The 26,948-nt window shown below is 37.5% G+C and carries 22 protein-coding genes and 1 riboswitch; of the genes, 16 read left to right on the top strand and 6 right to left on the bottom strand.

Annotation, left to right across the window (positions count from 1 at the left end; translation table 11 throughout):
- Positions 1-68: 68 nt before the first annotated feature.
- The 5 genes from ACOZBY_RS11465 (at position 69) to ACOZBY_RS11445 (ending at position 5,852) form a co-directional block, all read left to right on the top strand.
- Positions 69-971 carry a CobW family GTP-binding protein gene (locus ACOZBY_RS11465; protein ID WP_036168237.1) on the top strand — a complete coding sequence of 301 codons (903 nt, stop codon included), beginning with the start codon at positions 69-71 and terminating at the stop codon, positions 969-971.
- A gap of 444 nt (positions 972-1,415) precedes the next feature.
- Positions 1,416-2,102, top strand: coding sequence for a CAP domain-containing protein (locus tag ACOZBY_RS11460; RefSeq protein WP_012294395.1), 687 nt, complete (start codon positions 1,416-1,418; stop codon positions 2,100-2,102).
- Between the two features lie 222 nt (positions 2,103-2,324).
- A complete protein-coding gene (locus ACOZBY_RS11455) occupies positions 2,325-3,758 on the top strand; it encodes a spore germination protein (RefSeq protein ID WP_422762380.1) in 1,434 nt (477 codons plus the stop codon).
- On the top strand, positions 3,755-4,783 hold the full coding sequence (locus tag ACOZBY_RS11450) for a GerAB/ArcD/ProY family transporter (protein WP_422762379.1): 1,029 nt from the start codon (positions 3,755-3,757) through the stop codon (positions 4,781-4,783). The genes ACOZBY_RS11455 and ACOZBY_RS11450 overlap by 4 nt, the downstream gene beginning before the upstream one ends.
- Positions 4,773-5,852, top strand: coding sequence for a Ger(x)C family spore germination protein (locus tag ACOZBY_RS11445; protein WP_031418179.1), 1,080 nt, complete (start codon positions 4,773-4,775; stop codon positions 5,850-5,852). The genes ACOZBY_RS11450 and ACOZBY_RS11445 overlap by 11 nt, the downstream gene beginning before the upstream one ends.
- 41 nt (positions 5,853-5,893) lie before the next feature.
- Here ACOZBY_RS11445 and ACOZBY_RS11440 read toward each other — a convergent pair whose 3' ends face one another.
- Positions 5,894-7,243: an MATE family efflux transporter gene (locus ACOZBY_RS11440; protein ID WP_099805155.1), complete on the bottom strand. Its 1,350-nt coding sequence runs from the start codon at positions 7,241-7,243 to the stop codon at positions 5,894-5,896.
- A 170-nt stretch (positions 7,244-7,413) separates the two neighbouring features.
- On the opposite strand from ACOZBY_RS11440, the gene ACOZBY_RS11435 reads away from it, so the two are divergent.
- The gene (locus ACOZBY_RS11435; protein ID WP_012294400.1) at positions 7,414-8,490 is read left to right on the top strand and encodes an undecaprenyldiphospho-muramoylpentapeptide beta-N-acetylglucosaminyltransferase; all 1,077 of its coding nucleotides are present in this window, start codon (positions 7,414-7,416) and stop codon (positions 8,488-8,490) included.
- 72 nt (positions 8,491-8,562) lie between these two features.
- Here the strand turns inward: ACOZBY_RS11435 and ACOZBY_RS11430 are convergent, their stop codons facing one another.
- Positions 8,563-9,111, bottom strand: coding sequence for a GNAT family N-acetyltransferase (locus ACOZBY_RS11430; protein ID WP_012294401.1), 549 nt, complete (start codon positions 9,109-9,111; stop codon positions 8,563-8,565).
- A 541-nt stretch (positions 9,112-9,652) separates the two neighbouring features.
- Here ACOZBY_RS11430 and ACOZBY_RS11425 point away from each other — a divergent pair.
- The 9 genes from ACOZBY_RS11425 to ACOZBY_RS11385 all read left to right on the top strand — a co-directional run bounded on the left by ACOZBY_RS11425 (position 9,653) and on the right by ACOZBY_RS11385 (position 21,831).
- Entirely contained in the window at positions 9,653-11,680 is a 2,028-nt protein-coding gene (locus tag ACOZBY_RS11425; protein WP_036168243.1) for a sensor domain-containing diguanylate cyclase, read from the top strand.
- Between the two features lie 113 nt (positions 11,681-11,793).
- Positions 11,794-12,471 (top strand): response regulator transcription factor, encoded by a 678-nt coding sequence (locus ACOZBY_RS11420; RefSeq protein ID WP_422762378.1) that lies wholly within the window; start codon positions 11,794-11,796, stop codon positions 12,469-12,471.
- The gene (locus ACOZBY_RS11415) at positions 12,468-13,853 is read left to right on the top strand and encodes a HAMP domain-containing sensor histidine kinase (protein ID WP_036161625.1); all 1,386 of its coding nucleotides are present in this window, start codon (positions 12,468-12,470) and stop codon (positions 13,851-13,853) included. The genes ACOZBY_RS11420 and ACOZBY_RS11415 overlap by 4 nt, the downstream gene beginning before the upstream one ends.
- 232 nt (positions 13,854-14,085) lie before the next feature.
- Positions 14,086-16,911 carry a 2-oxoglutarate dehydrogenase E1 component gene (locus tag ACOZBY_RS11410; RefSeq protein WP_036168246.1) on the top strand — a complete coding sequence of 942 codons (2,826 nt, stop codon included), beginning with the start codon at positions 14,086-14,088 and terminating at the stop codon, positions 16,909-16,911.
- A gap of 91 nt (positions 16,912-17,002) precedes the next feature.
- A complete protein-coding gene (gene odhB, locus ACOZBY_RS11405) occupies positions 17,003-18,259 on the top strand; it encodes a 2-oxoglutarate dehydrogenase complex dihydrolipoyllysine-residue succinyltransferase (protein WP_031418188.1) in 1,257 nt (418 codons plus the stop codon).
- Between the two features lie 297 nt (positions 18,260-18,556).
- A riboswitch (Lysine riboswitch) is annotated at positions 18,557-18,743 on the top strand.
- Positions 18,744-18,861: 118 nt separating this feature from the next.
- Positions 18,862-19,719 (top strand): transporter substrate-binding domain-containing protein, encoded by an 858-nt coding sequence (locus tag ACOZBY_RS11400; RefSeq protein ID WP_422762377.1) that lies wholly within the window; start codon positions 18,862-18,864, stop codon positions 19,717-19,719.
- 170 nt (positions 19,720-19,889) lie between these two features.
- Complete coding sequence (locus ACOZBY_RS11395; protein WP_012294408.1) at positions 19,890-20,615, top strand: amino acid ABC transporter permease; 726 nt, start codon at positions 19,890-19,892, stop codon at positions 20,613-20,615.
- A 12-nt stretch (positions 20,616-20,627) separates the two neighbouring features.
- Positions 20,628-21,362, top strand: a complete 735-nt coding sequence (locus ACOZBY_RS11390) for an amino acid ABC transporter ATP-binding protein (RefSeq protein WP_012294409.1) — start codon at positions 20,628-20,630, stop codon at positions 21,360-21,362.
- A gap of 271 nt (positions 21,363-21,633) precedes the next feature.
- Positions 21,634-21,831, top strand: coding sequence for a DUF6501 family protein (locus tag ACOZBY_RS11385; protein ID WP_012294410.1), 198 nt, complete (start codon positions 21,634-21,636; stop codon positions 21,829-21,831).
- Positions 21,832-21,877: 46 nt separating this feature from the next.
- Here ACOZBY_RS11385 and ACOZBY_RS11380 read toward each other — a convergent pair whose 3' ends face one another.
- The 4 genes from ACOZBY_RS11380 to ACOZBY_RS11365 all read right to left on the bottom strand — a co-directional run bounded on the left by ACOZBY_RS11380 (position 21,878) and on the right by ACOZBY_RS11365 (position 26,372).
- The gene (locus tag ACOZBY_RS11380; protein ID WP_422762376.1) at positions 21,878-22,951 is read right to left on the bottom strand and encodes a toxic anion resistance protein; all 1,074 of its coding nucleotides are present in this window, start codon (positions 22,949-22,951) and stop codon (positions 21,878-21,880) included.
- On the bottom strand, positions 22,948-23,598 hold the full coding sequence (locus ACOZBY_RS11375; RefSeq protein ID WP_012294412.1) for a 5-bromo-4-chloroindolyl phosphate hydrolysis family protein: 651 nt from the start codon (positions 23,596-23,598) through the stop codon (positions 22,948-22,950). The genes ACOZBY_RS11380 and ACOZBY_RS11375 overlap by 4 nt, the downstream gene beginning before the upstream one ends.
- Before the next feature lie 722 nt (positions 23,599-24,320).
- A complete protein-coding gene (locus tag ACOZBY_RS11370; protein ID WP_031418192.1) occupies positions 24,321-24,602 on the bottom strand; it encodes an acylphosphatase in 282 nt (93 codons plus the stop codon).
- Between the two features lie 42 nt (positions 24,603-24,644).
- The gene (locus tag ACOZBY_RS11365) at positions 24,645-26,372 is read right to left on the bottom strand and encodes a methyl-accepting chemotaxis protein (protein WP_012294415.1); all 1,728 of its coding nucleotides are present in this window, start codon (positions 26,370-26,372) and stop codon (positions 24,645-24,647) included.
- An 87-nt stretch (positions 26,373-26,459) separates the two neighbouring features.
- Between ACOZBY_RS11365 and ACOZBY_RS11360 the strand changes: the two genes are divergently transcribed.
- Positions 26,460-26,780, top strand: coding sequence for a DUF1033 family protein (locus ACOZBY_RS11360; RefSeq protein ID WP_227256844.1), 321 nt, complete (start codon positions 26,460-26,462; stop codon positions 26,778-26,780).
- Positions 26,781-26,948 lie beyond the last annotated feature (168 nt).

The following is a 26,948-nucleotide window of genomic DNA, read 5'->3' as shown; positions in this document are numbered from 1 at the left end:
ATACAGCTGTCGCAACAGTCGTCTTTCACGGCATCTGCGACAGCTTTTTTTATAGGAGGAAGAAGAGAATGAAGGATGTATACCTATTTAGTGGCTTTTTAGGGAGTGGCAAAACATCAATGCTGACAGATGTAATTCGCCAACTAAAAGAAAAAAATTTAAAGCCCGCCGTTATTATGAATGAACTTGGCAAGCTACCATTTGACTCACAGGCCGTGGAAAAGGATATTCCACTCAAAGAGATGCTAGAAGGCTGTATTTGCTGTTCAGGTGCTGAAAAGACGGAGGCACAAATTCAATCTCTTCTATTAGATAGTGATTTTGATGTATTAATAATTGAAACAACTGGTGCTGCTCATCCAGTTGAGGCATTAGATGCGGTGTATTCACCATTGTTTGCTGATCAGCTTAATGTCAAAGGCATTGTTACAGTGGCAGATTCTAAGCTATGGCTTCACCGTGATACTCTGACACCACAAGTACGTTCTCTATTTATGGAACAAATTCGCCATGCTCACTTATTACTAGCGAATAAAACAGATCTTTTAACAGAGGCAGAGCAAGCGCAAGTAGTCTATGAGCTACAAAGCTTAAATCCCCATGCCTTTATTTTGCAAACGACAAATGGACGAGTACCTTTGTCATTGTTAGAAAGCTTAAAGGCAACCGCACAAATGGATAAAACTGATATTGTAAAAGCGCCGATAGCCTCTATGCAACTTGGCTCGCGCTTAGTAGAATTCGCTGATATGGAGTTTACCCAGGAGCAATTTGAAGAATGGGTACGTACCTTACCTGAAACAATTTATCGAATGAAAGGATATGTACCGATTGAAGGAGTTAAAAATCCAATGCTATTCCAATATGCATATGGCATGGTTCAATGGCTACCGGAATATATAAAAATGCCTGCGAAGCTTGTTATTATCGGTGAAAACGTAGGATCTCTTCCTGTCATTGGCATTCAATAAAGAAAATGTAAACCTGTGGATATTTGCACAATTTAGACAATGTGTAGATTACGCAGGTTTTTTTATTTTTATGTAAAGAGAATGTAACGTGTCTGTAATATGTTTGTAATATAAATGGTGAGAAGAGCCACTAGAAGTAGTGATATCACAATTCTGGGGGCTTTCGATAAGGATATTTAGAGGGACTGAATCAGTGAATAACGCATACATTTTGGACTCGCTTTCGGGGCAAATTTACGATAATATTAGCTAGATTTAAAGGGGTGTCAACCCTCTTTCAAACGTAAGTATTTCATAGATTGGTTAATCCTACTAAAAAATATAGCAAAAAAACGTAGATTTTTCGCGTATTTATTTCCGCGTTGGGGTAGTTAGCAAATGCTGGTAAGAATTGAATGAAAATTATCCTTTACGATAAATGGCATAGAAGGAGGAATTGCAAACATGAAAAAAACACTAACTGCAATTTGTGCAACATTTCTTTTAGCAGCTCCAATTCAAATAGCTTCTGCTGCTACAAATACAACAGAGGGGAATTCAGTAAAGCAAACAACAAACTGTAAAGTTTATTATAAATGGTCTAACAATCATAAATGGAATATTCAATTCCCGCAGGCATCTACACCATCTAATGAGACGCCTTCAACAAATACTAATAATACGGCAGCAACGCCAAACAATAATCAATCATCACAAAACGAAAAACCAGCAACACCACCAGCTAGCTCTACACCTTCAACAACAACTTCAGATGTGAACGCATTTGAACAAGAGGTAGTAAAATTAACAAACGCTGAACGTACAAAAGCTGGTTTATCACCATTACAAACGGATGATAAATTAATGGCGGCAGCTCGCGAAAAATCACAGGATATGCAAAGTAATAACTATTTCTCACATACAAGCCCAACATTCGGTTCACCATTTGATCGTATGAAAGCTTTAGGGATTACCTATAAAAGTGCAGGAGAAAACATTGCACAAGGTCAACGTTCACCACAAGAAGTAGTGCAAGCGTGGATGGATTCACCTGGTCACCGTGCTAATATTTTAAATGGTAAGTTTACGCATATTGGTGTAGGCTACGTGAAATCAGGTAATTACTGGACGCAACAATTTATTACTAAATAAGAGTTGTGTTCAAGAAAATGTCTTATAAGTCTACTAGGCTTATAGGGCATTTTTTTGATGGCATGAAGGTAGAAAAGGGGGATGTACAGTTACAGCTAAAAATATTTTTCAGTAAGATGCCAAGATGATATCGTCAGGGCATCTTTTTGGGCGATGAATCCCTCTATAACGCGTTTGAAATAAGCGAAAAATGCTTATACTCTCAAGTAGAGGAGGCGTTTTATGGATAGAGTGGAATATATGATGAAAAGCCTGCAAAAAGCATTCTACCATTCCTCTGATTTGACAGTCAGACAGGTAGATTGGCATGAAGGAAATACTGCTATTTTATGCTTTTACACGTCTCTTGTAGATGCGAAGGAAGTGCAAAAAGTTCTAGATACCATTTATGCACGTTTAGATTCCGATAAACCTTTTTGGAGTGAAACATTAATTACAACATTAGACAATTTTTCATTACCCCTCGCCATTGAGCGAGTATGTCAGGGAGAAACCATCGTTATTTTGCCAGAAACAGGAAAAATGCTGGCACTTACTATAGTGAATGAAGTTCGTCGAAATCTCGAAGAGCCGAGTAACGAAAGTATTTTGCGCGGTTCACATGAAGGTCTGATTGAACGTGTGGATACCAATTTAGCGTTAATACGTAGGCGTGTCAATAATCCTGCACTGGTAGTAAAATCATTTACGATTGGTCGACAAACGAAAACAAAAGCCTATTATCTTTATATGGATGGGGTAATAAAGCCAGAGACATTACAAGAGATAGAGAAGCGGATTGCAGCTCTTCAAATAGATTATTTTTATAGCTCTGGTCAATTAAGTGATGCGTTAGAGGATTCGGTGTTATCTCCCTTTCCACAATTGTTAAATACGGAGCATCCAGATCGTGTAGTAGCCAATTTAGTAGAGGGTAAGGCTGTAGTCATGACGGATATTTCACCGACGGCTTTCATTGGTCCTGTTACTTTTTTTTCTTTCTATCAAACGCCAGATGACTATAATGGTCGAGTTGTCGTCGGTTCTTTTTATAAAATTGTTCGTCTTCTGTCATTTATAACTGCCGTTTTTTTGCCCGCTTTTTATATAGCGATCATTAGTTTTCACTTTGAAGTCCTACCTTTGGAATTAAGTAATCAAGTGAAAAACGATGTCAATGAAATTCCTTATCGACCATTGATTGAAGCGTTGATTCTAGAGATTATTATGGAATTAATTCGAGAGTCAAGTATTCGATTACCACAATCGGTAGGACAAACGATTGGAATCGTAGGGGGGTTAGTAATAGGGGATGCTATCGTAAGTGCGGGATTAGTATCCAATTTAATGGTAATAGTCGTCGCCTTAACGGCTATTTCCAGCTATGTTGTCCCGTCGGTTGAATTAAATAGTACCATTCGGATGATACGTTTTCCCTTTATGGTGCTAGCCTCTTTGTTTGGGTTTTTAGGGATTGTCGTGGGGGTTGTCATATTACTCATTCATCTTATTAATTTGACGTCTTTGAAACAGCCTTATTTTTCGCCTATCATTCCTTTTCAACCGAAGGCTGTGCTGAAAATTTTTTTACGCTGGCCGTTTGTCAAGCCGACCGTGCAAGTCACATCTTTCCAACCACCAAAGGATGAACAAGCCAAAAACGAGGATACACCATGAATGTTTCCTTGACGAAGGCGCAGTTCTTTTTACTATTATTTATATTTCAAACGGGTGTTGTCTACATCGCCTTTCAAACGCCGTTAATTAGCTCCAGTAAAAATAGCTCATGGTTAATTTTTATTGTAGCGAGTGTGATACATTATGGGCTACTTCTATTTTTTGAACGGTATCATTCGTATTTCTATTTAAATGTTTTTTTTCGTTGGGTTTATCAAATCTATTGGCTGTTATTGACTGCTGTATTTATTGTCTATATGAGCTATGTTTTGGCATCGTGGGTATTGCCACAAACACCTGAGTGGATAGTCGTTGTCATTATTGTTGTTCTATCGCTATATGCCAACTTAAGTCGACCCGAAACGGTCATCAATATTGGTGTGATGTTGATTCCTATTATTTTCCTATTCGTCACTTTTCTAATGCTAGCGATACCAGATTTAACTTGGAGTAATCTTTTCCCCATAGAATGGAATCATACAAAACAAATAGGAGCTGGTTTGATTCATAGCATCTATGCGTACTTTGGGATTGAAATGTATCTAATTTACCGACCATTTTTACAAAAAGATTTACAGGTAAAAGGAAAGCCCTTATTGATGTATCAGCTAGTTATTTTTGTGTTTTATTTTATTTCAGTTCTTTTTACACAAATGTTTTTCTCAATCGAAGAAATCAACCTCATACCGGAGCCCATTATGTATATTTTAAAATCCCAGGAAGTTACATTTGTCAAGCGACTTGATATTTTTTTCGTTTATATTTGGCTTTCTTGGTCAATTGTCACCGTCATGATTTTTGGTCTATCTTTTCGAATGCTTCATTTTGTGAAAAAAAAGCAGCATCCAAATAGTCGTATTATTGTGTATCATATTTTTCTAGCCATCCTACCACTCTTTGTCATGCATTTTCGAAGCATTGAGTTGATCAAAAATTCCTTACACTATGTATTTATCTTCTTTACTTTCTTATTACCCATAGTCATTATCGGTTGGAATAAATGGAGGGGAAAAAGTGTATCGTAAAGGGCTAATGATTGCCATGTCGTTCTTACTGCTAGCTGGATGTTGGGATGAGCGCCTTTATAAAAACTCTTCCGTTGTGACACTCGTAGGGATAGAAGGATATGTTGGAGCGTATAAAGGTTATTATGCCTATCCGACTTCGATGACTCAAGACACGGAAATTATCGAAGCAGAAGGATTGTCACCCCGTGAAGTCCGGACAAATGCAAATTTAAAAGTGGAGCAAACACTTGATTTATCGGAGCTATCAACGATTCTAATTTCTGATCATACAGCGAGAGAATCGATCTATGAACTATTGGATATTTATTTTCGGGACCCCCAAAATCCTATATCTATTAAAATGGCGCTTACGGATGGGGATGTCAAACCGTTTGTAGATTTGACAAAAGATTTAACGAATAGTGCTGGAAGCTATTACCAAAGATTTATTGAAAGTTCAGAAGATAATACCTATTTTCCGAAGGTCAATTTACAAGAAGTAGGTTCGATGCTTTTTGATCAGACAATTGATATAGCTTTGCCTTATTTTCAACTTAGTGAAGATAAAAAGCATGTGGTGGCAGGAGGCTTAGGTTTATTTACTGGACCAAGCTTTACGGGCACTGTATTAACACCGTCCCAATCCTTAACGATGCTGCTATTAATGAATCAAAAAAGTAAAGCGGCACGGATGAGCTATCTGTGGCAAAAGGATGGGAAAGTCAATCCGATTACTGTCGATGTATTAAAGGTGAAGCGCAAATGGACTGTCAATGAGGAATTGCGAACAATAGATATGAGCTATACCATTGATGTGGAGGTTGAAGAATTTCCGCACGATCATTTATATAAGGATGAAATTTTTCAGGACGTACAACAAATGATAGAGGAAAAAATGCAAGCTGAATTTGAAGAAGTCTTGCGGATTCTTCAAAATCAAAAGTCTGATACATTAGGGATTGGTCGTTATATTCGGGCTTACCATCCGAACATGTTTAAGGAAGAAGATTGGCATACAGAATTTTCCTCTTTATTACTCAAACCGAAAGTGGATGTAAAAATCATTCGAACAGGAGTTTTACGTTAAAAAAATCGCCTTTCCTAGAACTTAGGATAAGGCGATTTTTATTAGGCAGCAGTCACTCTTTTTTGAACAAGTAGCAAGCGAATCAATAGTGTAGCAGCGCCAGTAGTCAATCCTGCAACGAGTCCAATCCAATAGCCAAAAGGCCCTAAATCTGTGTGGGTCGCAAGCAAATAACCAACTGGTAAACCAATTACCCAGTAAGAAATAATGGCCATAATAAATGTTATCATTACATCTTTATAGCCTCTTAAAGCACCTTGTACAGGGGCTTGGATGGAATCTGATAGCTGAAAAATAGCGGCAAAGACTAAAAATTGCACGGCATATTCAATGACGTTACTATCTGTCGTATACATGTGCGCAACGGGTTCACGGAAAATAAAGAGTATACAAGCAGAAATAAAGCTAAAGATGATGGCAGTACCCACACAAAGATAACTATATGTACGTGCATCTCGCATGCGGCCTGCACCTATTTCAAAGCCCACTAAAATGGTGACACCCATCGAAATGCTTAGGGGCACCATATAAAGGAGGGAAGTGAAGTTAATCGCAATCTGATGGGCAGCAATAATGGTTGTGCTAAAATTACTCATCATCATTGTGACGGCTGAAAAAATACTTGTTTCTGCGAAGAGTGAAATGCCAATCGGCACACCAATCAGCAAAATTTCCTTCCATTGTAGCCATGCAGGCTTGCGCCAATCGTGAAACATACGAAATCGTTCAAAAGGCACTCGTTTTGCGATAATCCAAGCAGTAATGAAGAAAATCAGCCAGTAAGTAATGGCTGTGGCTACCCCGGCTCCAATTCCACCAAGCTCAGGTGATCCAAATTTTCCGAAAATAAAAATGTAATTCAATACAATATTAATAGGTGTTGTCATTAAGGTAATGATCATCGTGACACGTGTTTGTCCGAGTGCATCAATGAAACAACGCATAACAAAAAATAAAAATAGTGGTAATAGACCAGCGCACATCGCATAGATGTAGCCCTTAGCTATAGTATGTACAGATGTTTCTAAGCTCATTTTGCTAAGTATCCAATCGATGCCAAAGAAAAGTCCGATGAAAATAATGATGGACAGTGTAATGGCGACATAAATGCCTTGTTGAACAGCCTTTTTAGCATCCATTTCCTTTTTTGCCCCAACAAGCTGGGAGACAATCGGTGTTATGGCTAGGAGAATGCCAGATAGTCCTGTATAAATCGGCATCCAGATGGAGGAACCAATCGATACACCTGCTAAATCAGACGTCCCATAGCGACTTGACATTAACACATCAAAAAAAGAAACAAGGTAGATGGCTACTTGTGTCACTAGAATAGGGATAATCATTTTTAAAAGTAGTGCGTATTTTTCTTTCAAAGTGGATGTTTGATACATGTATGATACTTCCTTCATTAACATAATGAACAAGTATAGCATATGTAAAGAGAGAAAAGCTGAAATTTTATGGCTTCATCTATATCTTTTCGTTGGCATATAGTAAAATAGAACACTGTAAACAAAAAGTAGTCTACCTACAATGGTTTTTAAGGAATAGGAGAATTCATGTGAAACAACAAACAATCATTTTAACCGGTGGTGGGACAGCTGGCCATGTATCGTTGAACCAAGCGATACTCCCGTCTTTACTTGAACTAGGTTATGATGTCCACTATATTGGCTCAGAACAAGGTATTGAAAAAGAATTAATAGGCGAGGCTTTCCCTGATGTACCTTTTTATGGTATTGCAAGCGGCAAATTGCGTCGTTACTTTTCAATGAAAAATTTTACTGATCCATTTAAGGTGCTTGCGGGAATGATGCAGGCTTTTCGTATTATTAAAAAAGTAAAGCCGCAAGTCGTATTTTCGAAAGGGGGCTTTGTTTCTGTCCCTGTTGTCATGGCAGCCAAACTGGCAGGTGTTCCAGTCGTAATCCATGAATCAGATGTGACACCTGGGCTTGCCAATAAAATTGCTTTACCTTTTGCCTCTCACGTGTTCACCATTTTTGAAGAAACATTGAAGCATTTACCAAATGATAAGGCAACTTGTACAGGTTCCATCATTCGTCCTGAATTGTTGGAAGGGGAAAGAGCAAAAGGATTAGCATACTGTGGCTTTACGACATTAAAACCTGTTTTGCTTGTCATGGGTGGAAGCTTAGGCTCAGTGGTTTTAAATGATGCCCTTCGAAAAAATTTACCAGAGCTTTTAAAACAGTTTTATGTAATTCATCTATGTGGGAAAGGGAATTATGATGAAACGTTAGCTTCATTGCCTGGCTATAAACAATTTGAATATGTGACGACAGAGTTGCCTGATTTAATGCATGCAGCAGACTTCATTGTGTCTCGAGCGGGGTCAAACTCTATCTTTGAATTTTTGGCACTTCATAAACCGATGCTTTTGGTGCCATTATCTGCTCAAAAAAGCCGTGGTGATCAAATATTAAATGCTAATTTATTTAAAAAGCAAGGCTATGCAGAAGTGTTACAGGAAGAAGCTTTAACAAAGGAATCCTTCATGAAGTCTGTTTATACATTAACAGAGCGACAAGTGGAAATGGTTGAAACGATGTCCAAAACAAAGAAACCAAAAACGCCTGACGAGATGGCGTCATTAATTTTGCACTATCAAAAATAAATATCCATTAAAAAAGCTATGAGGGATGTCGATGATGACAACACCTCATAGCTTCTTCTTATATTAATAGGCTTACATTGCTTGCTCTTCGCCTTCTTGCATTTCATAAGCAGTTGTTAAGTAGAATAAATCCTTTGGAATTTTAAATAAATCAAATTGTGCCATACCACTATTTACTTGAGCTAACAAAGTTGGGTGACTTTCATTAGCGCTCACAACATAGGGTAATTTTAACGCAGCACGCTGTGATTTTATATTTTCAACGCGAATACGGAGGAATACCGTATGAAAATTATATTCAAAAAATAACTCGTTTAAAAAAAGCATTTTTGCCTTTTGATTATAGCCTTTTCCTTGGTAAGGGAGTCCAATCCACGTTCCTAAAAAACCTGCACCGTCTTCAACATCGTGTATACTAATGGTGCCGATTGGTTGACCCCAGTCATCAGTAATGGTCCTCGAGATAGCGAGTCCTCTCGCTTCCTCTTCGATCAATTGCTTTGTCATAAACCAGTATTCATCAGCGGATGTGGCTTTCTGACGGACAAAAGGGAATACAGAAGGGTGTGATAATAGCTCATAAAGCTCTGTACATTCATGCAGGTCTCGATGTTTAAGCATACGAAACGCCTCCTTTACTAGGGTAGTTAAAACAATTCCGTTGAAGCATAAAGAAGAAAACTAAATTTCGTACTGGAATTAAAACCCAAAGAACTAGACGTTATAACTATGATATTCCATAATCTCCCGCTGTCTTACTGATTTCGACCATACCGAAAAAAGACTAGTTTTTTAAATATAATATAACATGCTAGCTGTTTGATGCAATCATTTTGCTCGTAAAAAACAAAATTTTAAGTTTAATAGTCAGTAAATTCTGATAAAAGGATAGAAATGATTCATTTATTTGCCATATTTAAAATTAAGTAAATTCTATTACTTTTATCTAAAATTAATCAATTAAATAGTTCTATAGTATTATGTTTTTATATTTAAATAGTTAAATTATCAAAAATGTCCTTAAAAGGATATAATTTATCTAATTCTAGAACGGTAATTTTTTATTTTTATGTTATAATAGCAGAATTAGTTTTTGCGTATGATGACGTATATACATAGCATTTTATTATGATGGCAATGGCCTTTTTCTGGAGGTGACAGTATGGAGTATCTTTTAAGCGAAGATTTTTTTAATGAATTATTTATTGGCAATGATTTTGTTTTTCTTATGAAAAAAGTAAAGGAAGATTTTCAATATATTCGCTTAAACAATGCAGCTCGAGAACTGTTATCGATCGATGTAATTGGAAAAATGCTTTCCGCCGTTACCTCGAATCGAAATTTTTCGATCATTCAGAAAAACTATCATCATGCAATTGAAGAACATATTCAGGTTGACTATGTAGATTATGCATATGTACAGTCGGAGGTTCGTAAATATGAAACAACTGTACGCCCTTTGCGCTATAATCAGGAAGACTTTGTTTTAGCCATTACAAAGGAAATTCATTATGACCGTAGTATTGAAGATAAGTTTTTGTTTATGCGGTCCCTATTCGATCATGCCTTTTTTTCGACTGTTGTGTTATCAGCTGAAGGTATGATTTATGAAGTGAATTCAAGCTTTATGGAAGATTTTCAAATAGATAATGAAGCCGTCAAACAAAAAATGTTTTTTGATTTACCGATTGTTCCTAAAGAAGAAGTTCAGCAAATTAAATGGTATCTACAACAAGCGGCTAGAGGAGAAAACGTTCATGAAAAGTTTGTAAGACTGCTTACGTTGGATCACCAAGAACGCATGTATTTACTGTCACTGTCGCCTGTCATGCAGGAGGATAATTCCTTTGCAATCTTTCTGATTATGCAGGACTTCACACAGTTCACCTTGCAAAAAGCAGAATTACGTTCGAAATCTCACGGCTTTGAAGTGTTTAAGTCGGCATTAAATTCAGCTACGGCCATTGCTATTTTAGATAGTGAATGTCATATTTCAGAAGTGAGCGAGATGTTTTTACAAGCTTCAGGTTACACAGAAGAGGAATTAATTGGTCAGCCTTATGCGCTACTTAAGCCACGGTACCAAACACAAAATTTTTTACAATTAATCAATGATAAACTTGCTAGTGGGGAAATCTGGCGAGGAGAGCTGTGCTATCGGACCAAATATCATGCTGATTATTGGGTGGAGGCAACTATCGTCCCATTAAAAAATGAGTTTGGTGAAATTGAACAAATTTTAACCATTAACTATGATATTACAGACAAGAAAAGAATGTTCACAGAACTAAAAAATATTGAACGAACTTTCCGTCTCATTACGGAAAATACAAATGATTTAATTGTCATCACGAATGAGGATGGAATCATTATTTATGCTTCACCCTCCTATGAAATATATTTAGGCTATGAAAATGTGGAGCTACAAGGTCAGTTTTACAGTGCCATTATTGATACAGAAAGCCAGCATGAATGGCAAACATTTATAAATAACTATACTGGTCAGACAGATACACAGTTCGAGCTTTTATTGAAGGCGAAGGACGGCACACCTATTTGGACAGAAGGCAATGTCACGGTGGTTCATGACCCTGATCGAGAAAAAGTTTCACAAATTATGATGGTGTCCCGTGAAATTACCCATCGTAAAGAGAGAGAAAATGATTTGCTGTATCTTGCCTACCATGATTCTTTAACACAGCTTCCTAATCGCCGTTATTTACAAAAAGAGTTTCCGACAATATTGGCAGAAGCCAACGAAAACAATGCAAGTGTAGCGATGCTTTATTTAGATGGGGATGATTTTAAAGCTGTCAATGATCGCTTTGGCCATGATACAGGGGATGCTTTTATTCAGAGCTTTGGTCAGGCTTTGAGCAAAACCGTTAGAAGTCATGATATCGTTATTCGAATAGGGGGTGATGAATTTCTTGTCATCCTCACAGGTCTAACGAGGGAAATTGAAAAAAGGCATAGTCAAATTATGCATATTATCCGTCGCATTCGAGATGAATTAGCAACAGGCTGGATGATTGAGAATCATCAGTTTACGCCAACTGCTTCAATAGGAATCTCGTATTATCCAGATCATGCCCAAACATTGGATGAATTAATGGATTTGGCTGATCAAGCACTATATAAATCAAAAGAAGCAGGGAAAAATAATCTCTATATTTCGGAAGCCCATTAAAAAAGTCTGTCCACAAATTATTCGTTGTGAGACAGACTTTTTATTTGATGTTATGCTATAACAGTATAGGGATAAAAATCCTACATCGTTATTTCGGAATAGAAGGTGATTATGTGCCTAAGAAAATATTATTAGTGGAAGATGAAAAGCATATTGCGCGTTTTGTTGAGCTCGAATTACAGCATGAAGGCTATGACGTGACGGTTGCCTTTGAAGGGCGGAAAGGGCTATCCCTGGCAACAACAGATGCATTTGATGTGCTATTACTAGACGTGATGCTACCGGGTATTAATGGTATTGAAATTTGTCGGCGAATTAGGACACAATCTCAAGTGCCTATTATTTTAATAACGGCAAGAGATGCTGTTATGGATCGTGTAGCTGGTCTAGATGCTGGAGCAGATGACTACATCGTCAAGCCATTTGCGATCGAAGAACTATTAGCAAGAATTCGAACGATTTTACGTCGTGCAACAACACAAGAGCCCGCAAATAGTGAATGTTTGAGTTTGCGTGATATTGAGATAGATATTGCAGCCTATGAAGTTTTCGTGCAAGGGAATAAACTCGACCTAACTAAGACAGAATATGATTTACTGAAACTATTAATTGAACACAAAAATAGAGTTTGTACACGCGAGCATATTTTAACATCTGTATGGGGCTATGATACAGATATAGAGACCAATGTGGTAGATGTGTATATACGTCATTTACGGTCTAAGCTCCCAGGTGATACGAATGCCTATATTGAGACGGTTCGAGGGGTTGGGTATGTGATGCGTGAATGAATCAGTTACTTATGTACCTCCGTCGTCAATCTTTGCAGAAAAAATGGATGCTCACCTCCAGTAGTGTGATTTTTTTAAGCTATACGATTATTTGCGTGGTTGTTTATATTTCCCTCCATACGTGGCTATTAAATGATGAGGAAAGCAAAGTTGAACGGACTAGCAGGGATATTATTTCATTTTTACAATCACAGGGACCAGATATTACGATTCAACAAATTCAACAAAATACTGGTTTGCTCAAATCGATTGTCGACCGAGATGAAACTGTTAGAATGTTTAATGCGGACGGCGTGGATATTTTGCGTATCAATAATACTTCAGCTGCTGCACCACTTAGCTCCATGCAGGAGATTTTTGAGACGACCATTGATAAGCAGGATGTACTGGTCATGAATGAACCAATACGCTTAGGCTTTTTTCAAGGATATGTCCAGGTTGTCCATCCGCTCACTGGTTTTCAATCGCTCATGCATTATCTATTAACAGCCATGCTCATCGCAGGTGTTGGGGCATTGGTGTTATCAGGTTCTATTGGATATTATCTAGCCAATTATTTAATGAAGCCATTGCGTGAATTACGTGCTTCCATGAAAATGGTGATGGATCAAGGCTTTAATGAGCCCATACAGTTAACCAACACGTCACACGATGAGATTGGTGATTTATTGAACATGTACAATGCCATGATGAATGAGCTGCAAATTTCTTTTACACAGCAGCAACAATTTGTCGCTGATGCTTCTCATGAGCTTCGTACGCCCATCCAAGCAATTGAAGGACATCTTTCTCTGTTGAAAAGATGGGGCAAAAATGATCCAGCTATTTTAGAGGAGTCGATTGATACTTCATTAACAGAAATTGCTCGCATGCGTAAAATGATTGAGGAATTATTAGAGCTTGCAAGACGTGAGGAAAAAGATGAAATGAGTGAGGCGAATGCACTAGCTGTAATTGAAGCTGTTATCGATGAAATGGAGCTTGTACATCCAAAAGCGCGAATTATGCTGTCGAAAAATGATGAAATAGGTCCTTTATTTATAACTGAAAATGCACTAAGTCAAATCATTCGTAATATAATAGAAAATGCAATTCGTTATTGTGAAAAAATTCCTGAGATACAAATTTCTATTTCAGTTGCTGGAAATTATGCATGTTTAGAAATTGCTGATAATGGTATAGGAATAGCAAAAGACAATATTCCTTTTATATTTGATCGTTTTTATCGAGTGGATGAGGCAAGGAACCGTAAAATTGGTGGAACAGGCTTAGGATTAAGTATCTCGAAGATGTTGCTTGAAAAGTATAATGCCACGGTAGAAGTCAAGAGTGAGGTTAATATTGGAACCGTTTTCTCGTTAAAGATCCCGCTAAAATATTAAGAAAAATGCACGCTTTATTTCATTATTCTATCCTTTGCGAAAAAAATTGCTTAATTTGCTAAAAAGAGTTGTATTTTTTGTGAAGAGTAGTAAGATTGAGATGGAAAAAACGTTCTTTAAAATATGGAAAAGTAGTGTGAAACATTCTTTTAAAGAACGGCTAAATATTATATAATTAATTGCAATTTAATTAATGGAACTGCCGTAAGGCAAAATTTGGAGGTCATTTTTCATGTCGAACAACGTTACAACTGTAAGTTCTCCATGGTCAGCTTTCTCTGGTCCTAACCTAGGATATGTGATGGAGCAATACGACTTATTCTTACAGTCTCCTGAAGAAGTAGAACCGGAGTTAGTTTCTTTATTCCAACAATTTGGTGCACCAGTAGTAGTAGAAGGTGAAGTAGCTGTAGCTAGTCATACAGCAGCGGCTCCTGCTGGCGATTACAAAAAAGTGTTAGCCGCTGTGAGATTAGCCGATGCAATTCGTTCACGCGGTCATTTAGCGGCAGATATTTATCCTCTGAAAAACCGTGAACTACAAACAGCTCAAATTGACGAAAGCGCGTTCAACTTAAGCGCTGCAGATTTAGCTGAAATTCCTGCAGCAATCTTCTTCAAAGATGTGCCAGCAAACGTGAAAAATGGTAAGGATGCAATTGACTATTTAAAAGCTATTTATACAAATAAAGTAGCGTTTGAATATGAACATGTAGTAGCTACAGAAGAACGTAATTGGATTCAAGCGCAAATTGAATCAGGCTCTTTCCAACAAGCACTTTCTTCTGATGAAAAGAAAGCCTTATTAGATCGTTTAACACGTGTTGAAAATTTTGAGAAATTTATCCATAAAACATTTGTAGGACAAAAGCGTTTCTCTGGTGAGGGCTTAGATACGCAAATTGTACTATTTGATGAAATCATTAAAACTGCAGAAGCGCTAAGTGTTGAAAAAGTACGTATTGGTATGGCACACCGTGGTCGCTTAAATGTTTTAACACATATTTTAAATAAACCTTATGACATGATGTTCTCTGACTTTGCACATGTATCAAATGATTTATTTATGCCGGAAAATGGTCGCCTTGAAATTACAAAAGGGTGGACAGGTGATGTGAAATACCATATGGGTGCTTCTTATAACCGTGATTCAGGTATGAATGTGAAACTTGCCTACAACCCATCTCACTTAGAAGTGGGCAACCCAGTAGTTCTAGGTGCTACTCGTGCAACACAAGATGACACTTCAAAGCCAGGTCAAGCGGTTCATGATCGTACAAAAGGCTTAGGAATCCTAGTACACGGTGATGCAGCATTCCCAGGTCAAGGTATCGTAACTGAAGTATTAAACTTCGCTAAAACTGAAGGATTTACAACTGGTGGTACTATTCATATTATCGCGAACAATATGATTGGTTTCACTACGGAACAATATGATTCTCGTTCTTCTGTTTACTCATCTGACCCAGCAAAAGGGTATGAAGTACCAGTAGTTCATGTGAATGCAGATAGTCCAGAAGCAGTGGCTCAAGTAGGTCGCTTTGCAGCTAACTATCGTCAAAAATTTGGTAAAGATATTGTTGTTGATTTAGTTGGTTACCGCCGTCACGGTCATAACGAAACAGATGATCCAACGGTTACAAACCCAGAAACATATAAATTAGTTTCTAAGCACGAAACTGTTCGTGCGTTATATGGTGCAGCATTAGTAGCAGAAGGTCTTGTATCAACTGAAGATGTAGCAGCATTAGATACAGCTATCTATGCAGAAATGCAAGCTGCTTACGATCATGTAAAAGAAATGGCTTCAAAAGATGAGCATCATCAATTAGAAATGCCAGAAGAATTAAAAGTAGAGTTCCCACAAATTGATACAGCAGTTGGTGCAGAACGTTTAGGTAAAATCAACGAAGAGCTTCTAGTGTTTGAAGAAAACTTCGAGCCACAGAAAAAGCTTGGAAAAATTTTAGAAAAACGTCGTGATGCATTTGCATCTGCAAAAATCGATTGGGGTCATGCGGAAACTTTAGCATATGCAACAATTATCCAAGATGGCACACCAGTACGTTTCACAGGTCAAGATGCTCAACGTGGTACTTTCTCACAACGTCACTTAGTGCTTCACGATAAAAACAATGGTAATGTCTTTACACCACTTCATCATATTTCTGGTGCAAGTGCATCCTTTACAGTACACAACTCACCACTGACTGAAGCAGGGGTAGTTGGCTTTGAGTATGGTTACAATCTAGAAAATGGCCATGTATTAACAGTTTGGGAAGCACAATTTGGTGACTTTGCGAATATGGCACAAGTAATGTTTGATAACTTCATTTCAGGGGCACGCTCTAAATGGGGTCAAAAATCTGGCATGGTGATTCTATTACCACATGGTTATGAAGGCCAAGGTCCAGAGCACTCTTCAAGCCGTATGGAACGTTATTTACAAATGTCAGCAGAAAATAACTGGTTTGTAGCAAACTGTTCAAATGCAGGTAACTACTACCACTTATTACGCCGCCAAGCAGCGTTATTAGGTACTGAAGGTGTTCGTCCACTTGTGGTTGTATCACCAAAATCATTATTGCGTCATCCATTAGCAGCAGCTAATGCTGAGCAATTAGCAGATGGTTCATTCCAAGAAGTGATTGAACAACCTGGCTTAGGTACAAAAACGGATGCTGTAGAGCGTATCGTATTAGGTACTGGTAAAGTGATGATCGACTTAGCAGATCGCGTGAAAGATGGAGAAGGTTTCGATCACTTACACATTGTTCGTGTAGAACAACTTTACCCATTCCCAAAAGAGCAAGTTGCTGGTATTATTGCTAAGTATCCTAATGCTAAAGAAATCGTATGGGTACAAGAAGAACCTAAAAACCAAGGCTCATGGAATTATGCACTAGAAACATTATATGAACTTGCAGAAGGTAAAAAGCTTCGCTATGTAGGTCGTCCTGCAATGAGCTCAACTTCTGAAGGAGATGCAGATTCTCATAAAGCAGCTCAATCATCACTTATTGAAGAAGCAGTTGCTGAGCCAGTAAAGGTTAAATAATCACATATAAATATTGATAGCTGGGCTACTTGCCCATAAGCAGTAGCCCTTTTATGTGCATCATGCACGTTAATCAAAGGAGGAAATGAAAGTGGCTGAAATTAAAGTCCCTGAATTAGCAGAATCGATTACAGAAGGTAGTATCGCACAGTGGGTAAAAAAAGTGGGCGATCGCGTTGAAAAAGGTGAATTCATCGTTGAACTTGAAACAGATAAAGTAAACGCTGAAATCATTTCTGAAGAAGCAGGTGTATTAACACAAATTTTAGCTGAAGAAGGCGATACTGTACTAGTTGGTCAAGTTATCGCAATTGTAGAAGCAGGCGAAGGCGCAGCAGCTGCACCAGTAGCGGCAGCACCAGCTGAAGCAGCTCCAGCTCCAGCAGCGCCACAAGCAGCACCTGCAGCACCAGTAGCAGCAGCTCCTGTAGTAGAAGAAACTTCTGGTGAGCGTGTCATCGCATCTCCAGCGGCACGTCGACTTGCACGTGAAAAAGGCATTGACCTTGCAGCGGTATCACCAGTAGATCCACAAGGCCGTGTACGTGTACAAGATGTAGCGGCACATGGTACAGCACCAGTAGTAGCAGCACCTACACCAGTAGCAACTACAGGTGGCCCAGTTGTATTCACACCAGCAGCTAATTCTGACCGTGTAACGATTGAAAAAATGAGCCGTCGTCGTCAAACAATTGCAAAACGTTTATTAGAAGTTAAACAATCAACAGCAATGTTAACAACATTCAATGAAATTGACATGACAAACATCATGGCACTTCGTAAACGTAAACAAGAAGAGTTTGTGAAAGCAAACGACATCAAACTTGGTTTCATGTCATTCTTCACTAAAGCTGTTGTTGCAGCACTGAAAAAATACCCATACGTAAACGCTCAAATCTCTGGCGATGAAATTCATTTAAATAACTTCTTTGATATCGGTATTGCAGTATCAACTGAAGAAGGTTTAGTAGTACCAGTTGTACGCGATGCGAATAGCAAAAACTTTGCAGAAATCGAAAAAGATATCGCTAACTTAGCGACAAAAGCTCGTGATAAAAAATTAGGCTTAAATGACATGGCTGGTGGATCATTCACAATCACAAATGGTGGTGTATTCGGTTCATTAATGTCAACACCAATTATGAACGGTACGCAAGCTGGTATTTTAGGTATGCACTCCATTGTAAACCGTCCGGTTGCAGTAAATGGTGAAGTTCAAATCCGTCCAATGATGTATGTAGCACTTTCTTACGATCACCGTATCATCGATGGAAAAGATTCTGTAGGATTCTTAAAAACAGTTAAAGAGTTAATCGAAAATCCTGAAGATTTATTATTAAATTCATAATTCCTTTAAACCCTGCAAACTTTGCAGGGTTTTTTCTTGGCTTCTGTATCACTAAAGTCATTAGTAATTTTGATAATCCAAAACTATTTACTTAGTATAAAAAGAATAGGTAGTAAAAATATGTTGTTTTCCAGCAGATATATGGATAAAAATACGTAGATTAATAATGGATAGGGCAAGCATAATACCCTAATATTGTCATTAATCAGAAAAATGATAAAACTCACTTGACGTACATACTAGTTTTATAGTAGTATCTAAATATCAATTAAATAAACAAACCTCACTAACAAACATCAGTGAGGTAGAGGCGCGGTATTTATTAGTTCATTGTTGAGTACAAGCAAACAAAGACGCAATGAAGAAGGAAATATCGCCGAAGTATAAAAGGAGCTCGTACTTTTATGCTGGGTCTGCAGTGAATAAGTGCAGGACTGTCCTAGTAAATTCATTTCCAGGTTTACTAGGTTGTGCTATCTCGGAAACATGGAATACTAGTGAGGATTTGGGCAACTGTCATAAAAGGTAAGACCTAAGTTCACAAAACTTAGGTCTTTTTTCGTACAGTTGTCTTATTTTTTTACAGAAAAGGGGAGTTTTTCATGAAAAGAAAATGGTTGTTAGTAATGATCTCTATCATGACGGCAATTGTGCTAGCTGCATGTGGCACTAGTGACAAAAAAGAAAGTAGTTCAGGTGATGCTGGCGCAGATAAAGAAGAAGGCAGCGGTGAATTCCGAATTGGAATGGAGGCGGGCTACCCACCATTCAACTGGACACAGCAAAACGATGCAAATGGAGCAGTAAAAATTGCAGATAACGCAGAGTATGCAGGTGGCTATGATGTACAAATGGCGAAAAAAATCGCTGAAGGTTTAGGCAAAGAATTAGTGATCGTCAAATTGGAATGGGACGGCTTAGTACCAGCGCTACAATCTAATAAAATTGATGCAATCATCGCGGGAATGTCGCCAACAGAAGAACGTAAGAAAACAATTGATTTTACTGAAAACTACTATACTTCTGATTTTGTAATGGTTATTAAAAAAGGTAGTAAATATGAAGGTGTCAAATCAATCCAAGATTTCTCTGGCGCAAAAATTACATCACAACTGAATACTTCCAACTACAATGTGATTGATCAAATTAAAGGTGTCAGTAAACAAACAGCAATGGAAAGCTTCCCAGCGATGCGTGTAGCTTTAGAGGCAGGCAAAATTGATGGATATGTAGCCGAACGTCCTGAAGGAATTTCTGCGGCAGCTGCCAACGATAAATTCACATACGTAGCATTTGAAGAAGGCTTTGATACAGATCTTTCAAATACTTCGATTGCTGTAGGCTTACGTAAAGATGATGCTAATCTAGAAAAAATCAATGAAATCCTAAAAGGTATTTCTGAAGATGATCGTCAAGCGATAATGGAAGAAGCTATTTCTCAGCAACCAGCAGCACAATAAAAAAATGGCACGGACTAGTTGCTAGTCCGTGCACTATCATTTCAATCATTATTAAAATGAGAACCTCTCTACATAATGATAATGTCCTAGCGAAATAAATCATAGACTAGTAGAAAAAGCTAGGGCACGAAAAAGATAGCAAGCAACATGACATTGTAAGGAGGAACATCATGAGTCTTGAATGGATACTTTCAATTATTGAAAACAACTGGCAAATGTTTTTACGAGGTGCGTATTATACGTTACTGATTTCGACTATAAGTACAATTATTGGTGCATTTATCGGATTTTTCATCGGAATTATGCATACGATTCCAGTTCGTAAAAAAGGTGTGAAATTTTATAGCTTAAAGCTTATTAATTTTATACTCACATGCTATGTTGAATTTTTCCGTGGTACACCAATGATTGTACAGGCTATGGTTGTCTACTATGGATTAGATATCGCATTTGGCATAGACATGCACTTTATTACAGCGGGGATTTTAGTTGTTTCACTTAATACAGGTGCCTATATGGCAGAAATTGTCCGAGGTGGTATCGTATCGATTGATAATGGTCAATATGAGGCAGCATCAGCTATCGGTATGAATCACTTCCAAATCATGCTTCACGTAGTCCTACCACAAGTAGCACGAAACGTACTGCCTGCGACAGGCAACCAATTAATTATGAATATTAAAGATACAGCTGTACTAAACGTTATTGGAGTAACAGAATTATTCTTCCAAACAAAATCAATCTCCGGTAACAACTTCCGTTATTTTGAATCGTTCTTTGTAGCTTGTATTCTTTATTTCATAATGACATTCACTGCATCACGAATCCTTCTCTATGTTGAAAAACGTTTAGATGGACCAGATGCCTATCAAAAAGAACAAAAAGAAGCAATATAGGGGGACGCACAAATGGCAGTCATTAAAATTGAACATTTAAGTAAATCATTTGGACGTAACCAAGTGTTAAAAGATGTTAATTTTCAAGTGGAAAAAGGAGAAGTTGTTTGCTTAATAGGCTCCTCTGGTTCAGGCAAATCCACTTTACTTCGTTGCATTAATTTATTAGAAACACCAAGTGGTGGGCAAATTATTTATCAAGGGGAAGACATCCTAGATGAAAAACACAATATCCAAGAATATCGAACACATTTAGGGATGGTATTCCAGCAATTCAATTTATTTAACAACCACAATGTTTTAAATAATTGTACGGTGGGGCAAATAAAAGTTTTAAAACGCTCGAAGAAGGAAGCAGAGGAAACAGCGCTTAAATATTTGAACATTGTTGGTATGGAACAATATGTAAACGCAAAGCCTCGACAGCTTTCAGGGGGGCAAAAGCAACGCGTAGCCATTGCCAGAGCATTATCCATGAATCCTGAAGTGATGCTTTTTGACGAACCTACATCAGCACTAGACCCTGAGATGGTAGGGGAGGTATTAAAAGTGATGCGTCAATTAGCTGATGCAGGCAATACGATGCTGATTGTAACGCATGAGATGGAGTTTGCCAAAGAGGTAGCAGATCGCGTAGTCTTTATGGATAAAGGTGTAATTGTCGAAGAGGGCCCACCATCACAGGTATTAATAAACCCTCAGCATGATCGGACGAAAGAGTTTTTAAAACGAACATTAAAGCAGTAGGACCTCATCAAAAAAAGTGAGTCCTATAATAGAGACTCACTTACTTTCTAGAATTCCATTCTGCATAAAGGACAAAGCAGATTACGAATGCTATTGCAATAATAAAAAACCATTGCGGTACACCGCCAAAGCTCATCATAACACCTCAAATGTAAAATTATTTTTGGATAGATTAGGTATTGTATTTCTTTTTTCTCCACAAAAGCCTAAAAATATTATAAAATAGGCATTAGACATTAGCTTTATGCTAGTAAAGAGAGGTAGAGAGAATATGTTACATTTAAAATGGAAAGATGCGCCAACATTACGAACAGTGACTTGCAAACATACCAATGCATCAAAATACCTAGTATCAAATGTTTTAACAGTAGGAAAAGAATATGAAGTAAAAAATGAAACAGAAGAGTTCATTTTTATCATTGATAACACTGGCAACGTCGGTGGCTACTATAAAGATTATTTTGCATAAAAAGAAGATAGGGTGGTTCAGATCATTTACTGAGCCACCCTTTTTTTCATGAATCCCTCTGATAGACTCTTATATCCGTTGTATTTTGCAACTGTTGCTTTTCCTGTTCCGTCGCCGTATGTAAGGCGAACACATCTTTTATAGCTGTTTGTAGCTCATATTGCGTTTCCTTAAATTTCGATACTTGCTGTTCGAATGAAGGTCTTGCAAAACGATCCTGTGTCTGTGATAATCGTTCCTCAAGCTGTGCATAATGATGATCCATATGCATGGATAGCATCATTGCTAGTTGATTTTTCCATAAAGGAATTAATGTGACAATGGAAAACTCAATTTTTTCAGCTAATGTTTGATTCGCTTGCTGTATCATACGAATTTGTGGTGCCGTTTGTAGGGCTACTTGTTGAGAAACCTGTAAATCATAAATACGTTGATCCAGCCTCTCAATTTGTGCAGCGAAATCATTTAGTTGTTGAATGGCAAGAGGCTGTTTATTTGCTTGGACACTTGTTATTTTTGTAGGAAGCTCCACCTCAATGGCCTGCTGCTTTTTCATTTGACCAGCTGCAATCGCAGTAGCTAGTTCCTCGAAAAATCCTCGATTATGTGTATAAAGTGCTTCTAAATTCTCTACATCCCGAATTAGTTGGAGCTGAGCACGTTCCAATTGCACCCCGATACGTTCCACCTGAATACTAATACGCTCAAATTCTGTTAGGGTTTGCTTCACAGTAGGCTCTGTTTTACCACCAAATATTTTTTTGAAAAAGGTTTGTTTTTTTGGCTCTAAAGCTGTCGGGTCTACGCGATCTAAGGTTTGCATTAAGGAGTCTAGCATTTGACCTATTTTGGTCACGTCCTTTTGCTTCACCTGCGCTAACATTCGATCCGCAAACTGGGACAGGGAACGCTGTGAATCCTGTCCTAAAGACAGCAATGATTCAAAATCAGTTAAATCAATTTGGCTGGCATATAGTAAAGCCCGACTTTGCGCAAGAGGCGATAGCGTTTCGTACGTCGCCATCGCCTCATTTTGTGGAGTTGTTTCTAAATAAGATTGTACTAATGGAGAAAGACCAGGAATGGTATTTAATTGAAAAGCATGTTCATCTGCCGTCATTTGTCATCGCCTCGCCAGTCCAATTGTTCTCTACGTCTAAGATTAGAACGATTTGCGAATTCAATCTCCATTTGTAGGTGGTCAATATCATTCGCAAGCGCATCCTTTAAATCAATTTGAATCGTATCATTTAAGTCCGTTAGTGTTTCACGCGTTTTTGATAACGTCAATTGAATTTCTTTATCCTTCACAGGCTGTCTAGAAAGCATTGTATACTTATCAGTTAATTCCACTGCTGAAGGTAAATGCGCATAGAAAAAGGGTTCAACATTGTAAAACTTACGTGGGTCTGTCTTGACAATTTTGACGATGTTTTTTGAAATACGGGTCATCTCAAGTAGTTGTTTAAAAGCAGATACGGAACGTACACGTAAATAGTTTTGACTTAATGTTTGAATTTGCTTATTAGCGGTTGATAATTGTGTTTCAATGTGTTTGAATTCTTCTTTTGTGATACCTGCTATTTGCATGACTTTCTTTTTTTGTCTATGTTTCAGCAACGCTGTACTCGTCGCATATGAACCAGCAAACAGTAAACCACCAAGGAAGAATCCAGGATTTGCTGCAATTGCTGCGATAGAAACAGTTGTTAGCGAAATAACGAAGCTAGCAGTATGTCTAGAAAAAAACTGTCCAATACTAAGCATTGTTTCTTCCTCCTTGCATTTCAATATGTCTATCTTCTTATACGAAATAATCGACATAAAGTTTCAATGAAAAATGAAACCTTACATAAATTTTACTGCGAATCGCAAATTTTCTCAATGATATTACCTAGAATAACTAGGATTAAGTTGTTCAGTATGTATGTCCACTTATTTTTAAGAGATTTGTGAACATCATATCGTATGGATTCGAATTTCTAATGATTAGGTTTATGTGCTGTCTAGCTTGAAATAAACGTGTTGACTTATTTTTCGATCGTGCGGTTCTATTTCCTAGTGTAAGAATTAAGCATGGATGTTACTTTTTTATTCCCTAATACAAAACATCAACAACTGCTTTTAAACGAACCACCAATCTAAGTGTTTATTTTAAAATAGTTTAATAATCCAAAATAGGATAATTATTGTATAATAAAGTCGGTATATACGATAATAGGATTGTGAAAAAAGAAAGCGGTGGAAAAATGAACAATAAAAAAGGAATAATTATTGCTAGCATCATACTCTTATACTGTGTAATTGACGTTATCTATACATTTGTATTATCTGGAAAAATCAATTGGTCTATATTATTTTTAGCCGTATGTATGATTGGTTTAATAGAGGTCGCCATATTCAATAATAAATACCTAAAAAAGAATATAAATCATTAATTATTATAGGGTGCATTTACCTTTAATACCTTGTAAAAAAGAAGAGCCAGACTAAACAATGTCTGACTCCATTCGTACATATCCTTTTAAATCATCATATAACTCTAAAGAAAATGAATTGGAATCGGCTTGGGGACTAACACCCTTTTGGACAAAAAGAAGGAATTCATTCAGCGCTTTTTCAGGTCCTTCTACTTCAACCTCAATTTGCTCGGCAGCATTCAATCTACAATACCCTTTTAGCCCTAATTCAATGGCTTTTTGTTTAATAAAGAATCGGTAGCCTGTCCCATAGACGTCACCAAAAAATTTAATACTTGCTCGTTTGTTCAAGGAAATACCTCCTACCATTAGAGAGGGGATGAGCCTCTCTCTTTATTGCATAACTCGTTCCTTTTCTAAATAGGCAATTAAGTTATTAATATAATATAGAACTTGAGTTGACGCTTCATCTACTTCTTTAAGATGGCTATCAGCTTGTGCGATATTGCCAGCTTTAAAGGCTGTTGCCGCACGCTTCGCTGATTCGTGGACAAGTAAATGATAATTGTCTAAATCATGATAATCCTGTAAATGACCGAAACGCTCCACCGTACGAGAAGCTGTATACCATTTGCCAAGTCGACATTCTCTATGCGAAGAAACATCACTTGGTTCAACATGTTCTAGGCCAAGGAACATATTATAAATGCGCCATTTCCATAAAATATGATCAGCTTTAGATAGCTGTAAAAGGGCTATGGATGAAAGCTGTACATTATTATTGGCAATAATATCATTACGGAAACGATTGATTTCTTTCCCTAAAAGGTGGATATCACTGGATGTATTATGACTATAATCTCGAATATCTTCCTGCAAGCTAGAAATTTCAATCATTCTAGAGGAGACTTCATCGATGGCTGCCGCCTGTTGCTGCGAAATCGCTGCTGTATTGGTCACATCTAAGTTAATACCTTCAATCGCATGGACAATCGCATTCAATAATGGTAACGATTCTTTCGCCTCAACAGTTGCTTCTTTAATGATTGCTGTTGTTTCAGTAATCGAGTCGGAGACTTCATTGGAATAGCTCTTTAAATGGTGAACATTCGTTGAAACCTCGCTCAAAGCCGAGACTGTGCTTTCCGCAAGTTTTCGTACTTCTTGTGCGACAACCGCAAAGCCCTTGCCATGTTCACCCGCACGTGCAGCTTCAATGGAGGCATTTAGAGCCAGTAAATTGGTCTGGTCCGCAATTTGGTTGATTAATGTCACGACTTGTTCAATATCATTCACCCGTTTTTGTAATTCTGAAAAAGATTCTACAATCGAAGTAAACGTTTCTTCCGTTTTAAAGATTTCTGATAATGCATGTTCAATGGCATTTTTACCTTGTGTCGCATGGTCAACAGATTCAGTTGTTTTCTCAGATATATGAGAGGACATGCGGGCAACTTCATTGATTGAAGCGGCAATTTCCTCAGTAGCAGCTGTAGAGGACTGGATCTCCTCATTTTGCTTATCTAAACTAAATACTAAATCTTTCATATACATGATTTTGGCATTGACGTCCATCAAGGATGATATTTCACCCACAACATTCTCAATGATGCGCTCCGTCAATACCTCCACTAATAGTTCCTGATCGACATTGACAGCGGACTGGAAGGATTTCATAAACTGGAAGGCTTTATTGGGCTTCATTCCAAAGTTATGTAAAATATAAGTAGTAATATAAAAGGCAAACTGATTGAAAACGACAATTAATTTACCAGGCTCATATTGATGCTTACGGAATAAATTGAAAAACTTGACGGTTTCATCCACATATTCGTCATCCCGCGTTGCTAGGAAAAATTGTGTTAAGTATTGATTAATGTTTTCTTCACTAATGGTTAATTGAGAGGTAGGGGATATCTCACTTAAATAGTGGTGAAAAATGGCATTCATAGAAGGAGTAATATCTTTTAGCTTTTCGTAGAGCGTCTTTAAATGCTCTTCATCTTGCGTATTGAAATGGTTAAATGCCAATGTTTGATGGAATCGGCCTGTTGCACGTAAATCTGTACCACGTTTTAGTAGTTCTTCTAGCTCAGCTTTAGGTCGAATGCTTGAAAACATATAAAAACCTCCAAAAATTATGTATAATAAGGTAATAATAGCATAATTCAGGTGGTTTTAATAGACATTTCGGGTGTGTTTGCTAAAATGAAAATATCTTATGACAGCAAGGAATGGGCAAATATGTATACAATTATTTACATGAAAGCAGACTATGAGCCTTGGTGGAAATTTGAGGGCTGGGAAGCTTTTATTCAAACACACGATACATTTGAAGCAAAGGAGCAGTTTGAGCTGGCTTTACAGCATAAATTAGCACACTTTCGTTCAACATATGATAATGAAGCAGTAAAAGAAGGGCAATATTGGGCTTTTTGGTCAGAGGATGAAAGTTTCTACTGTGAGGCATGTGATGATGACGCACAAGTATATCATGGAATTATTGCATGTAAAATGGAAGATATGTAAAAATTTTTTGAAATAAAGTAAAAAAACAATTTTCTTTATTTGACAAAATTATGAATGATGGTTATACTTAGGTTAACAATTTAATTGCTTCACCGGAAACATGAATTCACATATTACAAAAAGTGATCGCATTAGTACGGTACTCTTTGTAATATGTGAATTTTTTTC

Origin of the sequence: Lysinibacillus sp. NPDC056220 (assembly GCF_049315265.1) — a bacterium.
GTDB lineage: Bacteria > Bacillota > Bacilli > Bacillales_A > Planococcaceae > Lysinibacillus > Lysinibacillus pinottii.
This window is presented reverse-complemented; position numbering and strand designations above follow the sequence as displayed.